The sequence below is a fragment of the Streptomyces sp. NPDC045431 genome (assembly GCF_040646655.1).
In the GTDB taxonomy this organism is placed as follows: Bacteria; Actinomycetota; Actinomycetes; order Streptomycetales; family Streptomycetaceae; genus Streptomyces.
Genome location: NZ_JBEZAQ010000001.1, coordinates 116,399 through 131,341 on the forward strand (window position 1 = coordinate 116,399; position 14,943 = coordinate 131,341).

Below are 14,943 nucleotides of genomic sequence, written 5' to 3' on the forward strand. Positions count from 1 at the left end.
ATGGGCCCGTGGCTCCTGAACCCCCCCGCATCGCAATGAATAAACCGGCACCCCCCTCTGGAGCAGGTTCTTCGTGATTTCGACCGCCATTCGCCTGGTACGCGTGGGCAGCGCGTCGGAGCTGGCCGCGGCAGTCCTGATGGGACTGGGCTATCCGTGCGTCATGCTCGCCGCGCTCATCCCGAACCTCTGGTTCTTCGCGGCCGCCGGTGCCGTGACCTATGTCGCGGACTGGTATCTGCACCAGAAGAAGAGCTACTTGATCAACCGGCTGAGCAAGGTCAGAGCCGGCCTGCCGATCCGCTTCCTGCTGCGCCAGCTGCTGCTGATCCTGCTGCTCGCCCGCGAGAACCTCGCCGAGCAGCCGGTCTTCTACGCCGCCGTCGCCTGCTTCCTGCTCTTCTACGGCCTCCAGGCCCCGCAGGGCGCCCTCGCCACCCTCATCCGGCTGCGGCGCACCATGCCGGTCGTCACCCGCAACATCGACCTGCACGCCGTGCGCATCCCGGACGCCCCGCCGCGCGCCCTGCTGAATCGGTCCGCCGAGAAGATGCTGCACCTCGACATCCCGGCCGTCGCGGGCGTCATCATCGCCGCCGCCACCGGCGCCAACACCGTCGCGTACGCCGGTGTCGCCGCCACCCTCGCGCTGGGCCTGCTCTACACCCTCGTCCTCGTCCCGTACCTGCGCCGCGGCCGCCGCGTGCCGGCCGCGGGCGCGGTCCTCAAGGCCGTCGGCACCTGGCTCGGCGAGTACCAGCCGACCGTGGCGCTGTACTTCTCGGGCTCCGACGACTCCGCGTACCAGGTCAACATGTGGCTGGAGACGATGGAGCAGGCCGACGGCCGGCCGATCGTCATCATGCGCGAGCGCAACCTGGTCAAGAAGCTCAACCCGACGTCCGTGCCGGTCCTGTGCGTGCCCGGCGGGCAGCACCTGATGGCGATGGACTTCTCCTCGATCCGCGTCACGCTCTACGCGGCCAACGTCGGCAAGAACATCCACATGCTGCGCGTCCCGACGATGAAGCACGTCTTCATCGGGCACGGCGACAGCGACAAGCTCGCCAGCGTCAACCCCTTCTCCAAGGTGTACGACGAGGTCTGGACCGCCGGCCAGGCGGGCCGCGACCGGTACGCGCTCGCCGACGTCGGCGTCCGCGACGAGGACATCGTCGAGGTCGGCCGCCCGCAGCTCGCGCCGATCACGACCTGGACGGGCACGCCGAAGAACCCGATCCCGACCATCCTGTACGCCCCCACCTGGGAGGGCTGGGACAACAACCCGGGCAACACCTCGCTGCTGCTGGCCGGCGAGAACATCATGAAGCGGCTGCTCAACGCGCCGAGCCCGGTCCGCGTGATCTACAAGCCGCACCCCTTCACCGGCCTGGTCAACAAGAAGGCCAAGGCCGTCGACGAGCGGCTGCAGAAGATGGTCGCCGCCGCCAACGCCGCCCGCGCCGCCGACCCGCGCTGGGCGAAGGAGATCGCCGCCGCGCAGGCGTCGCAGAGCGCGGCGCGCGCCGAGCTCACCCGTATCGAGGCCCGGATCGCCGAGCTCTGCCGCCCCGGCCGCAAGGGCGGCGACGAGGCCGAGGAGTCGCGCGTCTCGCTCGCCGATCCGCACCGCCTCGCCGAGATCAAGCGGCTGCGCGCGCAGTGGAACGACGCGTACTGGCGTTCCTTCGGCTGGTGGGAGCACCGCGTCGTCACCGGCCCCGAGCCGAAGCTCTACGACTGCTTCAACGAGTCCGACGGCATGGTCTCCGACATCTCCAGTGTCGTGTCGGACTTCATCGCGAGCGGCAAGCCGTACGCCGTGACCGACTCCGCCGAGCTCGGTGTCGACGAGTTCAAGCGCCAGAACACCGCGGTCCGTGCCGCCGTGATCCTCTCCAACAGCGCCGCCGAGCTGGACGAGCTGCTGGCGGCCGTGGCCGACCCGGCCGCCGACCTCCTCGCGGCGGAGCGGCGGCGGCTCAAGCGGTACCTGCTGGGCCCGGACGAGCCGACCTCCATGGAGCGGTTCAACGCGGCGGTCCGCGCCCTCGCCACCAAGGCGGAGGCCCGCAACCGCGGCGTGGCGCAGCGGCTGGGCGGCCAGCGGATCGGCGAGCTGGACGCGGAGGCCACGGCGGGAGCGGACGTGGTGACCGACACCGTGGCCGAGAAGGGCGCGGAGGAGACCACGGAGGAGGCGGCCGCCCCCGTCGCGACCTGACGCGGCGCGGACGTACATCGCCGTACTCCGCCCGTACATCGCCGTACTCCGCCGTACTCGCCGTACACCGCGGTAGACGCCCGCGTACACACAACGGCCCGTAAGTCCCTCGTACGAAGGGGACTTGCGGGCCGTTGTGCGTGCCGACACATGCGCGACACGGCTCGGGGGCACCATGACGCACTGACGGACGGCCGTCGTCCGTTTACCGTTCACCGCTTACCGCCGTAGTGGGTGCCGATGCCTGAGACCACTCCCGACGCTTCCGTCACCCCCGATGTCAGCGTGATCATCGGGGCCTACGAAGCCATGCCGTACCTGGTCAAGTGCCTGGACTCGGCCGAGGCGCAGACCATCGGCCCGGAGCGCATGGAGATCATCGCCGTCGACGACGGCTCGACGGACGGCACCGGCGAGTACCTGGAGGAGTTCGCCGCCCGGTCGGCCGTGCCGACGAGGGTCGTCCGGCAGGCCAACTCCGGTGGCCCCAGCGGCCCGCGCAACACCGGGCTGAAACTGGCCCGCGGCCGGTACGTCTTCTTCCTCGACGCCGACGACTACCTCGGCGAGGAGGCCCTGGAGCGGCTCGTCGCGATGGCCGACAGGGCGGGCACGGACGTGGTGCTCGGCAAGACCGTCGGAGTCAACCGCAACGCCGCCAAGTCGATGTGGGGCCGTACCGTCGAACGCGCCGACATCTTCACCTCCAACGTCAAGTACACGCTCAGCGCCCAGAAACTCTTCCGGCGGGAACTGCTGATGCGCCACGGTATGCGCTTCGACGAGTCGCTGCGTACGGGCGAGGACGCGCTGTTCACGCTGGAGGCGTACCTGCGCGGCAACGGCGTCTCGGTGGTCGCCGACTACGTCTGCTACTACCTGGTGGGCCGCGAGGACGGCAAGCACGTGACGAAGAGCGGGAGTTACACCCTGCGCTTCGACTCGGCGAAGGCCCTGATGGAGCTGATCGCCCGGCTGGTGCCGAAGGGCCGGAAGCGCGACCTGCTGATGCTGCGACCGTTCATCGTCACGCTGCTGCCGCAGTTCGGACCGGTGCTGCTCAAGCAGTCGCCCGAGGTGCTGCGCCACAAGATGGAGCTGGCGGCGCCGCTGATGGCCGCGTACTGGACACCGGGTGTCGCGCGCCGGCTCAAACCCGAGGACCGGCTGCGGCTGACCTGCGTGGCGCTGAACAAGCCGGAGGCGCTGCGGGAGGTGGTCGCGTACCTGAAGGCGGGCACGCCTCCGGAGCGCGTGCGCCGCTGGGGCCGCGCGTACCTGGCGTACCCGCACTTCCGCGACCCGGTGGCGGGCATCCCCGACGCCGCGTACGAGCTTCGCGGCGCCGGGGGCCCGCGCGCCGCCGTCCACGCGGCCGCCCGCCGCATCCTGCGCCGCGCCTACCGCCGGACCCGGCGCCTCGCGGGCACCGCCCTGCGCCGCCTGCACCTGCGCGGCCCGCGCGCCACCACCGGTACGCCGCGCACGGCGACTCCCGGAGAGGCGGCCCGAGAGGTGGCGTGACGGCCGGGCGCGGGCGGGGAGCGGACGGGCGGGCGGCCACGCGCGGGACCCGGCTGCGCGCGGCGCTTGGGCGCGGCGGCCGGGCGGGCGGGCGGGCGGCCATCGGGCGGAGGGGTTCGGCTGCGCGGGGGCACGCGCGCGGGTGACGCGTACGCCGAGGGGATCGGATTCGGCCGCTTTCGCGCCGGCTCGAGCCCGGCGCCCCAGCAGCGCCCGCGCGCCCGCGCGGAGAGGGGCCCGCGCGCCCGCCCCCGGCGGGGTCGGGTGCCCGCACGGAGAAGGGCCCGGTGCGGCGGCGGCGTGTCCAGTGCGCTGTCCACGCGCTGAAACACGCGCGCGCCGACCACCGCCCCTGGCATAGATTTCCCCACGTGACAGCAGTGGCAAGGCAGTACGTAACGGAAGCCCGCAGGATCGTCGTCAAGGTCGGCTCCTCGTCCCTGACCACCGCGTCCGGCGGCCTCGACGCCGACCGCGTCGACGCCCTCGTCGACGTACTCGCCAAGGTCCGCAGCGAATCAAGAGGGGCGGCCCGAAGGGCCTCGGTTGAGGGTGGTGGTGGGCGACGGGTGGGCGAAAAGGAGATCGTCCTGGTCTCCTCCGGCGCCATCGCCGCCGGCCTCGCACCCCTCGGCCTCGCCCGCCGCCCCAAGGACCTGGCCCGCCAGCAGGCCGCCGCCAGCGTCGGACAGGGCCTGCTCGTCGCCCGCTACACCGCCTCCTTCGCCCGCTACGGCGTACGCGTCGGCCAGGTGCTGCTCACCACCGACGACACCAGCCGCCGCGCCCACTACCGCAACGCCTACCGCACCCTGGACCAGCTCCTCGCGATGGGTGCCGTACCGGTCGTCAACGAGAACGACACCGTCGCCACGGACGAGATCCGGTTCGGCGACAACGACCGCCTCGCCGCGCTCGTCGCCCACCTCGTCCGCGCCGACCTGCTGGTCCTGCTCTCCGACGTGGACGGGCTGTACGACGGTGATCCGTCGAAGCCCGGAACCTCGCGGATCGAGGAGGTGCGCGGACCGGAGGACCTGGAAGGCGTGGAGATCGGTTCCGCGGGCAAGGCGGGCGTCGGCACCGGCGGCATGGTGACCAAGGTGGAGGCGGCCCGGATCGCCGCCGCCGCGGGCATCCCCGTCGTTCTGACCTCCGCCAGCCGGGCCGCCGACGCCCTCGCGGGCCGCGACACCGGCACGTACTTCCGGCGCACCGGCCGGCGCTCGGCGAACCGGCTGCTGTGGCTCGCCCACGCCTCGACCCCGCAGGGTGCGCTGCTCCTCGACGAGGGCGCCGTACGCGCCGTGGTGCAGGGCAAGAAGTCGCTGCTCCCGGCCGGTATCGCGGGCTTCGAGGGCGACTTCGCGGCCGGCGACCCCGTCGAGCTCCGCGACGCCGCGGGCCGGGCCGTCGCCCGCGGGCTGGTGAACTTCGACGCCAAGGAGATGCCGCAGCTGCTGGGACGTTCCACCCGAGAGCTCGCGAAGGAGCTGGGTCCGGCATACGAGAGAGAAGTCGTACACAGGGACGATCTGGTCGTCCTCCAGCCCCAGAACGGCTGAAAGTCCCGCCATCCGCCGGAGACCTTCACCAAAACAGCCCCACGTTCCGCTCAGGACTGGTCAACTTTGTGTCGGGGGGTAAGCGGGGTGACAGCACGAGAACGCATCAACAGGAGGCCGCCGGTGAGACGAGCGCGCCCGGGGGCACTGCCCCGAGGGACGACCGAACGCGCCCTGACGAGTGTCGAGGCCGGGGCCGATTTCGCCGACGCCGGGCTCGGTGACGCCGCCGTCAGCGACGCGGAGGCCGTCCGCGAGCCCGACCGGCAGCCCCGGGACCGCCAGGTGTCGAAGCTCTGGCACATCACCCTCAGCGTCTCGGGCCAGGAGGCGCCACTGGCGGAGGTCAGGCGGGCCCTGGAGCAGCTCGCGCACGACCACCCGTTCCTGCTGACCAGCAGATACGCCAACGACCACGCCGAGATCCGGTACTGGGAAGAGGCCCGCGACCTGCACGACGCCGCCGCGGTGGCCCTGCGGCTGTGGGGTGAGCACCGGCAGAGCGCCAAGCTGCCGCCCTGGGAGATCGTCGGCCTCGAGGTCATCGACCGGGAGACCTACCACCTGCGGATCGCGGAGGGGTACGGCCCGCCACCGGCGGCTCCCGTCGGCGTCCACCCGTACTGACCGGTGCTCGCGGCGGGCCGGTCCCGAGGGGCGGTCGCCGTGGGCCGGTCGCTGCGGGCCGGCTGCTGCGGGGTGGTCGCCGTGGCCGACCGCTGGATGGTCGCCGTGGGCCTGTCGCCGCCTGTCGCCGGTTGCTGCGGGCCGGCTGGTCGACGCGCGCCGGTTCGCGCGCGCCGGTTCGCCGGGGGACGATTCCGAGACGGGCGTCTCGCAGTGCGGGATATGTGACGGATGCCCGCCCTCCGCGCATTACCCTGCGGGCATGACCTCGCACTCCGCCCCCACCCCCTCCATCACGCCGTTCGACGACATGTCGCCGGTCGTCCGCGCCGCCTACCGGGCCCGCGCGGCCGCCGCCGACATCGCGCCGCTGCCGCGCGCGACGAAGGACGACGCGCTGCTCGCCATGGCGGACGCGCTGGAGGTCCGCACCAACGAGATCGTCGAGGCGAACGCCGAGGACGTGGCGCGCGCCCGCGAGGCCGGGACCAGCGAGTCGATCATCGACCGGCTCACGCTCACCCCGGAGCGCGTCCGGGCCATCGCCGCGGACGTCCGCGACGTCGCCGCGCTGCCCGACCCGGTCGGCGAGGTGGTGCGCGGCTCGACCCTCCCCAACGGCATCGACCTGCGCCAGGTCCGCGTCCCGCTCGGCGTCGTCGGCATCATCTACGAGGCCCGGCCCAACGTGACCGTCGACGCCGCGGCCCTGTGCCTGAAGTCCGGCAACGCCGTACTGCTGCGCGGCTCCTCCTCCGCGTACTCCTCGAACACCGCCCTCGTCCGCGTCCTGCGCGACGCCGTCGGCGGCGCCGGGCTCCCCGCCGACGCCGTGCAGCTGGTGCCCGGCGAGTCGCGCGACTCGGTACGGGAGCTGATGCGCGCCCGCGGCCTGGTCGACGTCCTGATCCCGCGCGGCGGCGCCTCGCTGATCCGCACCGTCGTCGAGGAGTCCACCGTCCCGGTCATCGAGACCGGCACCGGCAACTGCCACGTCTACGTCGACGCCCAGGCCGACCTCGACATGGCCGTCGACATCCTGATCAACTCCAAGGCGCAGCGGCCCAGCGTCTGCAACGCCGCCGAGACGCTCCTCGTCCACCGCGACATCGCCGACGCCTTCCTGCCGCGCGCCCTGGAGGCCCTCGCCGAGGCGGGCGTCACCGTCCACGGCGACGAGCGGGTCGTCTCGTACGGCGACGGCTCCAAGGCCACCGTCGTGGCGGCCACGCCGGAGGACTGGGAGACCGAGTACCTCTCGTACGACATCGCCGCGGCCGTCGTCGACTCGCTGGAGGCCGCCGTGGCGCACATCCGGCTCTGGTCCTCCGGTCACACCGAGGCGATCGTCACCACCTCGCAGGCCGCGGCCCGCCGCTTCACCCAGCTGGTGGACTCGACGACGGTCGCCGTGAACGCCTCCACGCGCTTCACGGACGGCGGTCAGTTCGGCTTCGGCGCCGAGATCGGCATCTCGACGCAGAAGCTGCACGCCCGCGGCCCCATGGGCCTGCCGGAGCTGACGTCGACGAAGTACATCGTCACGGGCGACGGCCACACCCGGTAGTGGTGCGAGGGCAGGGAGGTTTCGCACTCTCCCTGCCCAAACCGCCCTCCCGCGACTACCCTGAAGGCGTGCCGGACGACGTGGGGGGCAAGCCGTTCCAGGACGGCTGGGAGCCCGACGACGACCGCGGGGGCGCGGACCAGGACTTCGCCTCCGTGGTGTTCGACGAGGACTTCGTACGGGCCGCCGCATTCCACGAACCGACCGCCGTCGAGCGGCTCTTGGCCGCCGCCCAAGCCCGTGCCGCCTCCACTGACACCGACGGCAACGCCGACGGCGCGTACGGGCCCGCCCCCGCCTGCGGCTGCGAAGGCGAGTACGGCGACGGCGACGACCGCTGCCGGGGCCACTGCCAGGGACCGTACGGCCCGCACGGCGGCACCCTGCGCCCCTACCGGCCCAGCGCCCGCTGGCACCGCCCGGTGGCCTGGGTCCTGGCCGTGCTCCTGGGCGTCGGCATGGTCGCCCTCGCCTTCGCGGCCGTGTACCGGGGCGCCTCCGGCAGCCGCGACGACCAGGTCCCGGCCCCGGCGACGACCGGCGCGACCGGCGTGACCGGGAGGACCGGCTCCGACGAGCCGCACGCGACCGCGTCCGCCCCGTCGGCCTCCGCCGCCCGCACCGCCCCGGCACCTCTCCCGGCGGCACCGCACACGCCCTGAAACCGCCCTGAGCGCCCTCCCGGGGCGCGTTTACGGGAGGTCCCGCCGACCTACCCTGAAGGTATGGCACGGAGTGGCGACCCGCCCGAGGGGGCGCCCGAGGGGCTCCCTGGCGGTGGCGAGGACGAGTACCGATCCGTCGTCTTCGACGAGTCGTTCGTCCGCGCTGCCCGACTCCAGGAGTACTCCGCGCGGGAGCGCCTGGCCGAGCACACCGAGGCCGTACGCCGCCGCCCCGCCTGGCGGCCACGCGGCGGCTCCCGCCCCGGCGCGCTCGCCCTCGTCCTGGTCGTCGCCCTGGCCTTCGCCGCCGCCATCTACGCGGGCGCCCGCCCCTTCCAGCCACTGCCCGACCGGCCCGCCGAGCCCCTGCGCAGCACGATCGTCCCGCTGGCCCCGCGGGGCGCGGTCCCGGGCGGCGACCCCGACGACCTGTACGCGCGCAGCCCCGCCGCCGCGTTCCACACCGGCGCCGCCGGTGTCGCCCTGCCCTCGGCGCGGCGTACCACCCACTTCACGGAGAGCCAGGTGGTGGCCGCGCTGCACACTGTGCAGGACTACCTGGTGCGGTCGGCGCTCACCCCGGACGTCCTGACAGGAGGCTCCGTCCGGCCGGTGCGGCTGCTGCTCGACCCCGACCAGCTGGCGCAGTTCGACCGCAGCGTCACGTCGCCGGCCGACGATGGGCGGCACGCGGCGACCGGCTGGCTGGTGCGGTTCGACCCGGACGAGGTGGCCCTGGCGACCACCGCCGTACGCGCACGCGGCACCATCCGCGTGACCGAGGGGCTGTCCGACGCCCTGGAGGTGACGACGGACCACACCTTCGTCTACGCGCTCCGCCCGGCCGCGGCGGACGGCGACACGGCCGCCGCCTCCCTCTTCACCGTCCGGCGCGAGCTGCGCTTCCGCTTCGACCGCGAGGACCTGCGGATGCACCGCACCGAGCTGGTGAGCAGCCACGTGCTGGCGGGACCGCAGTCCTGCTCGGCCGACGCGGCGGGCGCGATGCGACCGCTGCTGGCCGGCCGGAGCGCCACCACGGAGGGCCCCGCGGTCACCGATCCGTACGCCAGGGACCGCGCCGCCACCCCGCTCTGCGGCACCCTGGCCCCCCACGCCCAGCCGACCGGCTGAACCCGGCGGCCGGCTCAGGCGCCGCCGCGCTCGCCGCCCGCCGTACCCCCGCCGCTTCCCGCGCTGCCGCCATCGGCTCCGTTGCCGCCATTTCCGCCGGTGAACCGGTCGCGGAGCTTCCCGCCCAGGTCACCGGCGCCGCCGGCTATGTCCCCGACCAGCTTCATCAGCGGGTCCTTGCTGGTGCGCACCGACTCGGCGTAGTGGGACGCCGACTCGCGGAAGGAGTCCGTGACGGAGGTGTCCTTGTCGTCCGCGCGCCGCGGGTAGTGCCCGTCCATGATCCGCTGGTAGTCGCGGCTCTCCGCCCACTTCTTCAGCTCGGCCGCCCGGACCGTGGTGAACGGGTGGGAGCGCGGCAGCACGTTGAGGATCTTCAGCACCGAGTCGCGCAGATCGCCCCCGGCCTCGTACTCCTCGGCCTGCTCCAGGAACGCGTCCACGTTCATCTCGTGCAGGTGGTTACCACCCGCGATCTTCATCAGGCCGCGCATCGACGCCCGCAGGTCCTGCCCGACCAGCAGCCCGGCCCGGTCCGCCGAGAGCTCCGACTTGCGGAACCACTCCCGCAGCGCCGTCACGATCGCCATGATCGCCACGTTCCCCAGGGGTATCCAGGCGACCTTGACCGCGAGGCCGGTGAGGAACAGCAGCACCGTGCGGTACACCGAGTGGCCCGACAGGGCGTGGCCCACCTCGTGGCCGATGACCGCCCGCATCTCCTCCTCGTCCAGGAGCTCCACCAGCCCGGTGGTGACCACGATGATCGGCTCGTCGAGGCCGATGCACATGGCGTTGGGCTTCGGGTCCTGCGTGACGTACATCGACGGGACCTTCTCCAGGTCCAGGATGTAGCAGGCGTCGCGCAGCATCGCGTGGAGGTGGGCGAACTGCGCGTCGCTCACCCGCACGGAGTCGGAGAGGAAGAGCAGCCGCAGACTGCGCTCCGGGAGCAGGCCGCTCAGGGCCTTGAAGACGGTGTCGAAGCCGCTGAGCTTGCGCAGCGCGACGAGCGCCGAGCGGTCCGCCGGATGTTCGTATGCGCGCGAGGAGATGCCCGGAAAGCGCGTGCGCTGCCTGCTCGGCACGTTTTCGGCACTGCTGTCTGCCATGGATGATGCCCCCTCTTCGTACGAGCCCCGCCTCGTCCCCCTGACGCACCCCAGAGTAGGTGCTGGCGCCCTCGGGCAGGCGGCCTGTGGATAACTGTGAACTCAGACGCGGGGGACGGCCCGGAAGATGACAACGCCTGAGTCGGCGTGAGCGTGCCCGCAGCGCCCGCATACGATGTGCGCGAAGTCTCCGCTCCGATTCCCGATGGATAGGCCTTCCGAAGATGAGCATCGCCAGCACCGCCGCCTCCCTCGTCACGCTCGCCGAGGGCTCCGAGCACGGCGGCAACCACGAAAGCCTCAGCCCCTACCTCACCGGTATCGGTGCCCTCGTCGCGCTCCTCCTGCTGCTGTGGATCACCACGCGTTTCAACCGCGACCGCTGAGCCCCGGGCCGCCGGGACGGGGTGCGCCGCCGTGCCAGTAGGCTCTGCACGCATGGGAGACCAGGAAGTGCCTACCAGTCCCGGCAAACGCCGACTCGGCGTGATGGGCGGGACGTTCGACCCGATCCATCACGGACACCTGGTGGCCGCCAGCGAGGTGGCCGCGCGGTTCCACCTGGACGAGGTGGTGTTCGTACCGACCGGACAGCCGTGGCAGAAGACCCACAAGACGGTGTCCCCGGCGGAGGACCGCTATCTGATGACGGTCATCGCCACGGCGTCCAACCCGCAGTTCTCGGTCAGCCGCCTCGACATCGACCGGTCGGGACCGACGTACACCATCGACACCCTGCGGGAACTGCGTGCCCTCAACGAGGACACCGACCTCTTCTTCATCACCGGGGCGGACGCGCTCTCCCAGATCATGCCGGGATGGCGCAACGCCGAGGAGCTCTTCTCCCTCGCCCACTTCATCGGGGTGACGCGCCCGGGCCACGACCTGTCGGACGACGGGCTGCCCAAGGGCGGCGTGACCCTGGTCGAGGTGCCGGCGCTGGCCATCTCGTCCTCGGACTGCCGGGCGAGGGTCGCGGCGGGCGATCCGGTCTGGTACCTGGTGCCCGACGGCGTGGTGCGCTACATCGACAAGCGCCAGTTGTACCGCGGCGAGTGAGCCACGGAGAGGGGCACCGGTGAACGACCAGCAGAACCCGTACGACCCGTACTACCCGCCGCAGCCGCAGATCGTCGGCTACGACGAGTACGGGCAGCCGGTGTACCAGCAGGCCCAGCAGCAGTACGACCCTTACGCGCAGCAGCAGCAGGCGCAGGGGCAGGTGCCGCAGCAGCAGTACCAGCAGGGGTATCAGCAGCAGGGACAGCCGCAGGGCCAGGGCTACGGGTACGAGTCCTACGACGGCTACCCGCAGGGCTACTCGCAGGACCAGGCGGCCCAGATGCCCCAGGCACCCCAGGGGTACGGGTACGACGGCTACACCGGCACCGGTTACGACGCCGGCCGGCAGTGGATCCCCCAGCAGGCCGAGCCCCAACCCCAGCCCCAGCCGGTGTCCCCGCCCGAGCCGCAGCCCGGGCCGGAGCGTGCGGCGACCGCGTCGCCCTCCTCCGTACCCGGCACGCGCCGGCCGGTGCCGCCCGCGCCCGACCGGGAGGGTGAGCGGGAGGCCGACCGCGAGTACCGCACCGAGCAGTTCGCCTTCGTCGAGGATCCGGACGAGGACTCCGAAGACGTCATCGACTGGCTCAAGTTCACCGAGAGCCGCTCCGAGCGGCGTGAGGAGGCCCGTCGCCGGGGCCGCAACCGGGTCATCGCCCTGGTCGTCGTCCTGACCGTCGCCCTCATCGGCGGCGTGGGCTACCTCTGGGCCTCGGGCAACCTGCCCGGCCTCGGGGGCGAGGAGGCCAAGCAGGGCGGCACCGCCGCCGGCGGCGGCCCGCAGAAGCGCGACGTGATCGTCGTCCACCTGCACAACACCAAGAGCGACGACACCTCCACCGCGCTCCTGGTCGACAACGCCACCACCAAGCAGGGGACCACGGTCCTGCTGCCGAACGCCCTCTCCGTCGCCCACGACGACGGCACCACCACCACCCTCGCGAAGTCCGTCGACGAAGACGGCTCGGCCGGTACCCGCGAGGCCATCGGCGCGCTGCTCGGCACGGAGATCTCCGGTACGTGGCGTCTCGACACGCCCTACCTGGAGAACCTCGTCGAGCTCGTCGGCGGCGTCGACCTCACCACCGACACCGAGGTACCCGCCGCCAAGAAGGGCGAAGCGCCCCTCGTGCCGAAGGGCGAGAACCAGACGCTCAACGGGCGCATGGCCGTCGCGTACGCCACCTACCGCGGCGCGGGAGAGGCGGAGGCGGCGCAGCTCCAGCGGTTCGGCCAGGTCGTGTACGGCGTCCTGCGCAAGATGTCGGACGACCCGCGGGCCGCCACCGTCACCGTGGAGACGCTCGCGCAGATCCTCGACCCCTCCCTGCCCGAGAAGGACCTGGGCGCCTCGCTGGCCAAGCTCGCCGAGCACGCCAAAGGCGGCGACTACAAGACGGAGCTGCTCCCCGTCCAGCAGGACGGCACGCTCAGCGAGGAGGCCGCGCGGAGCGTGGTCAAGGACGTCCTCGGCGGCTCGGTCACCGCACCCGCACAGGGTTCCGCCGTGCGCGTGGGCGTCAAGAACGCGTCGGGTGACGAGGACGCCACCGAGAGCGCCCGGATCGCCCTGGTCAACGGCGGCTACGCCGTCATCGACGGCGGCAAGGCCGACTCCGTGTCGTCCTCGCAGGTCATCTACGGTGATGCGGCCCAGAAGGCGAAGGCCGTGGAGGTCGCCAAGACCCTGGGCCTGCCCGCCGAGGCGGTCGAGAAGGGCACGACAGCGGCGAACGCGGACGTCACGGTCGTCCTCGGCCGGGACTACGAGTGAGCGCGTGAGCTAATCGTTTGCCGGGCTGTCGGCGGTACGTGAGACCCTGGGGGTGTTCCCGACCGCCGACGAAAGCCTGCTTGTGACCGCCACTGACCGTTCCATCGAGCTCGTGACGACCGCCGCCCAGGCGGCGGCCGACCGGCTCGCGCACGACATCATCGCCTACGACGTGAGCGACGTCCTGTCGATCACCGACGCCTTCCTGCTCGCCTCCGCGCCCAACGACCGCCAGGTCAAGTCGATCGTCGACGAGATCGAGGAGCGGCTCAACAAGGAGCTGGGCGCCAAGCCCGTCCGCCGTGAGGGCGACCGCGAGGCCCGCTGGGTCCTGCTCGACTACGTCGACATCGTCGTCCACGTACAGCACAGCGAGGAGCGGGTCTTCTACGCCCTGGAGCGGCTGTGGAAGGACTGCCCCGAGCTGCCGCTGCCCGAGGACGCCGTGAAGACCCGCGGCAAGGCCGAGGAGCACGCCCGGCTCATGGGCGCCGAGGGCGCGGACGGTGAGCTGAGCTGAGCGGCACCAAGGGCGGCAGGGGCCGCCGCATAGTCCTCTGGCGCCATGGCCAGACCTCGTGGAACCTGGAACGCCGCTTCCAGGGCTCCACGGACATCGAGCTCACCGAGACCGGCGTCGCCCAGGCGCGCCGGGCCGCCAGGCTGCTCGCCGCGCTGCAGCCGGACGCGATCATCGCCTCCGACCTGAAGCGCGCGGCCGCCACGGCCGGCGAGCTGTCCGCGATCACCGGCCACCAGGTCAGCCACTACTCCGCGCTCCGTGAGACGTACGCGGGCGAGTGGCAGGGCCTGACGCACGACGAGATCGTCGGGCGGTACGGCGAGCAGTACGCCGCGTGGAAGCGGGGCGAGCCGGTGCGGCGCGGCGGCGGCGAGCTCGAGACCGAGGTCGCCGACCGGGCCGCTCCGGTGGTCCTGGAGCACGTCGAGAAGCTGCCCACGGACGGCACGCTCGTCGTGGTCAGCCACGGCGGCACGATCCGCACGACCATCGGCCGGCTCCTCGGCCTGGAGGCGCGCCACTGGGAGAGCCTCGGCGGTCTCTCCAACTGCTGCTGGTCGGTCCTGGGCGAGGGAGCCCGCGGCTGGCGGCTCCTGGAGCACAACGCCGGAACGCTCCCCGAGCCGGTCCTCGGCGACGACGACTGACGACGGCCCACGAAGTCGCGACGCGGTCCCGACGGCGCTCACGGACCCGGATTTCACTTTCCGGCAGGTGGCAGGCTAAAGTTCTTCTTGTTCGCAGCGCGGAGCGCGAAGAACACGAGGGGCTATAGCTCAGTTGGTAGAGCGCCTGCATGGCATGCAGGAGGTCAGGAGTTCAATTCTCCTTAGCTCCACAAGCACCGGATCCCGTCCCCACCTGGGGGGCGGGATCCTGCGTTTCGGGGCCTTCCTCTGGCGGCCCATGCGCGCAGCTTCTCGCTCGCCCGGTCCCGTTGATCGACAGCGCTACCGAGGTCATCCGTATCTCGCTCACGGATTGGTGCTGCTGGTCCTCGGCGCCCCTGGGACGGCTGATCGGCGTCGCGACCTTTGGCACACTCTTCCTCAGCCGCTTCCCTGCGCCGGGGGCGTACGCGTCAGCCGAGGCGCTGTGGGTATGCGCCCTGGCGCTGGCCACCGCGTCGATCATGGGAGCGGCCGCCGGCCCGGTCCGCCGACCCC

General features: G+C 72.3%; 13 protein-coding genes and 1 tRNA gene. 13 read left to right on the forward strand and 1 reads right to left on the reverse strand.

The window, feature by feature from the left end; genetic code table 11:
- The first annotated feature begins 73 nt into the window (after positions 1 to 73).
- The 7 genes from AB0A69_RS00440 (at position 74) to AB0A69_RS00470 (ending at position 9,306) form a co-directional block, all read left to right on the forward strand.
- The gene (locus AB0A69_RS00440) at positions 74 to 2,224 is read left to right on the forward strand and encodes a hypothetical protein (protein ID WP_361413559.1); all 2,151 of its coding nucleotides are present in this window, start codon (positions 74 to 76) and stop codon (positions 2,222 to 2,224) included.
- A 240-nt stretch (positions 2,225 to 2,464) separates the two neighbouring features.
- Complete coding sequence (locus tag AB0A69_RS00445; protein ID WP_361413561.1) at positions 2,465 to 3,748, forward strand: glycosyltransferase family 2 protein; 1,284 nt, start codon at positions 2,465 to 2,467, stop codon at positions 3,746 to 3,748.
- Between the two features lie 371 nt (positions 3,749 to 4,119).
- Positions 4,120 to 5,313 (forward strand): glutamate 5-kinase, encoded by a 1,194-nt coding sequence (gene proB / locus AB0A69_RS00450; RefSeq protein WP_361413564.1) that lies wholly within the window; start codon positions 4,120 to 4,122, stop codon positions 5,311 to 5,313.
- A 123-nt stretch (positions 5,314 to 5,436) separates the two neighbouring features.
- Complete coding sequence (locus tag AB0A69_RS00455) at positions 5,437 to 5,940, forward strand: hypothetical protein (RefSeq protein WP_361413567.1); 504 nt, start codon at positions 5,437 to 5,439, stop codon at positions 5,938 to 5,940.
- A 262-nt stretch (positions 5,941 to 6,202) separates the two neighbouring features.
- Positions 6,203 to 7,507, forward strand: a complete 1,305-nt coding sequence (locus tag AB0A69_RS00460; RefSeq protein ID WP_361413569.1) for a glutamate-5-semialdehyde dehydrogenase — start codon at positions 6,203 to 6,205, stop codon at positions 7,505 to 7,507.
- A 68-nt stretch (positions 7,508 to 7,575) separates the two neighbouring features.
- On the forward strand, positions 7,576 to 8,169 hold the full coding sequence (locus AB0A69_RS00465) for a hypothetical protein (protein ID WP_361413572.1): 594 nt from the start codon (positions 7,576 to 7,578) through the stop codon (positions 8,167 to 8,169).
- A 63-nt stretch (positions 8,170 to 8,232) separates the two neighbouring features.
- Positions 8,233 to 9,306: a hypothetical protein gene (locus AB0A69_RS00470; RefSeq protein WP_361413575.1), complete on the forward strand. Its 1,074-nt coding sequence runs from the start codon at positions 8,233 to 8,235 to the stop codon at positions 9,304 to 9,306.
- Between the two features lie 14 nt (positions 9,307 to 9,320).
- Here AB0A69_RS00470 and AB0A69_RS00475 read toward each other — a convergent pair whose 3' ends face one another.
- The gene (locus AB0A69_RS00475) at positions 9,321 to 10,418 is read right to left on the reverse strand and encodes a M48 family metallopeptidase (protein ID WP_361413577.1); all 1,098 of its coding nucleotides are present in this window, start codon (positions 10,416 to 10,418) and stop codon (positions 9,321 to 9,323) included.
- A 224-nt stretch (positions 10,419 to 10,642) separates the two neighbouring features.
- On the opposite strand from AB0A69_RS00475, the gene AB0A69_RS00480 reads away from it, so the two are divergent.
- From AB0A69_RS00480 to AB0A69_RS00505, 6 genes are all read left to right on the forward strand, one after another.
- On the forward strand, positions 10,643 to 10,804 hold the full coding sequence (locus AB0A69_RS00480; protein WP_361413579.1) for a hypothetical protein: 162 nt from the start codon (positions 10,643 to 10,645) through the stop codon (positions 10,802 to 10,804).
- A 52-nt stretch (positions 10,805 to 10,856) separates the two neighbouring features.
- Positions 10,857 to 11,477, forward strand: a complete 621-nt coding sequence (gene nadD / locus AB0A69_RS00485; protein ID WP_361413582.1) for a nicotinate-nucleotide adenylyltransferase — start codon at positions 10,857 to 10,859, stop codon at positions 11,475 to 11,477.
- Positions 11,478 to 11,496: 19 nt separating this feature from the next.
- Positions 11,497 to 13,254, forward strand: coding sequence for an LCP family protein (locus tag AB0A69_RS00490; RefSeq protein ID WP_361413585.1), 1,758 nt, complete (start codon positions 11,497 to 11,499; stop codon positions 13,252 to 13,254).
- Positions 13,255 to 13,336: 82 nt separating this feature from the next.
- Entirely contained in the window at positions 13,337 to 13,774 is a 438-nt protein-coding gene (gene rsfS, locus AB0A69_RS00495) for a ribosome silencing factor (protein ID WP_361413588.1), read from the forward strand.
- Positions 13,771 to 14,424 (forward strand): histidine phosphatase family protein, encoded by a 654-nt coding sequence (locus AB0A69_RS00500; protein WP_361415118.1) that lies wholly within the window; start codon positions 13,771 to 13,773, stop codon positions 14,422 to 14,424. Before rsfS ends, AB0A69_RS00500 begins: the two co-directional genes overlap by 4 nt.
- 118 nt (positions 14,425 to 14,542) lie before the next feature.
- Positions 14,543 to 14,615: transfer RNA gene (locus AB0A69_RS00505), tRNA-Ala, on the forward strand.
- The last annotated feature ends 328 nt before the right edge of the window (positions 14,616 to 14,943 follow it).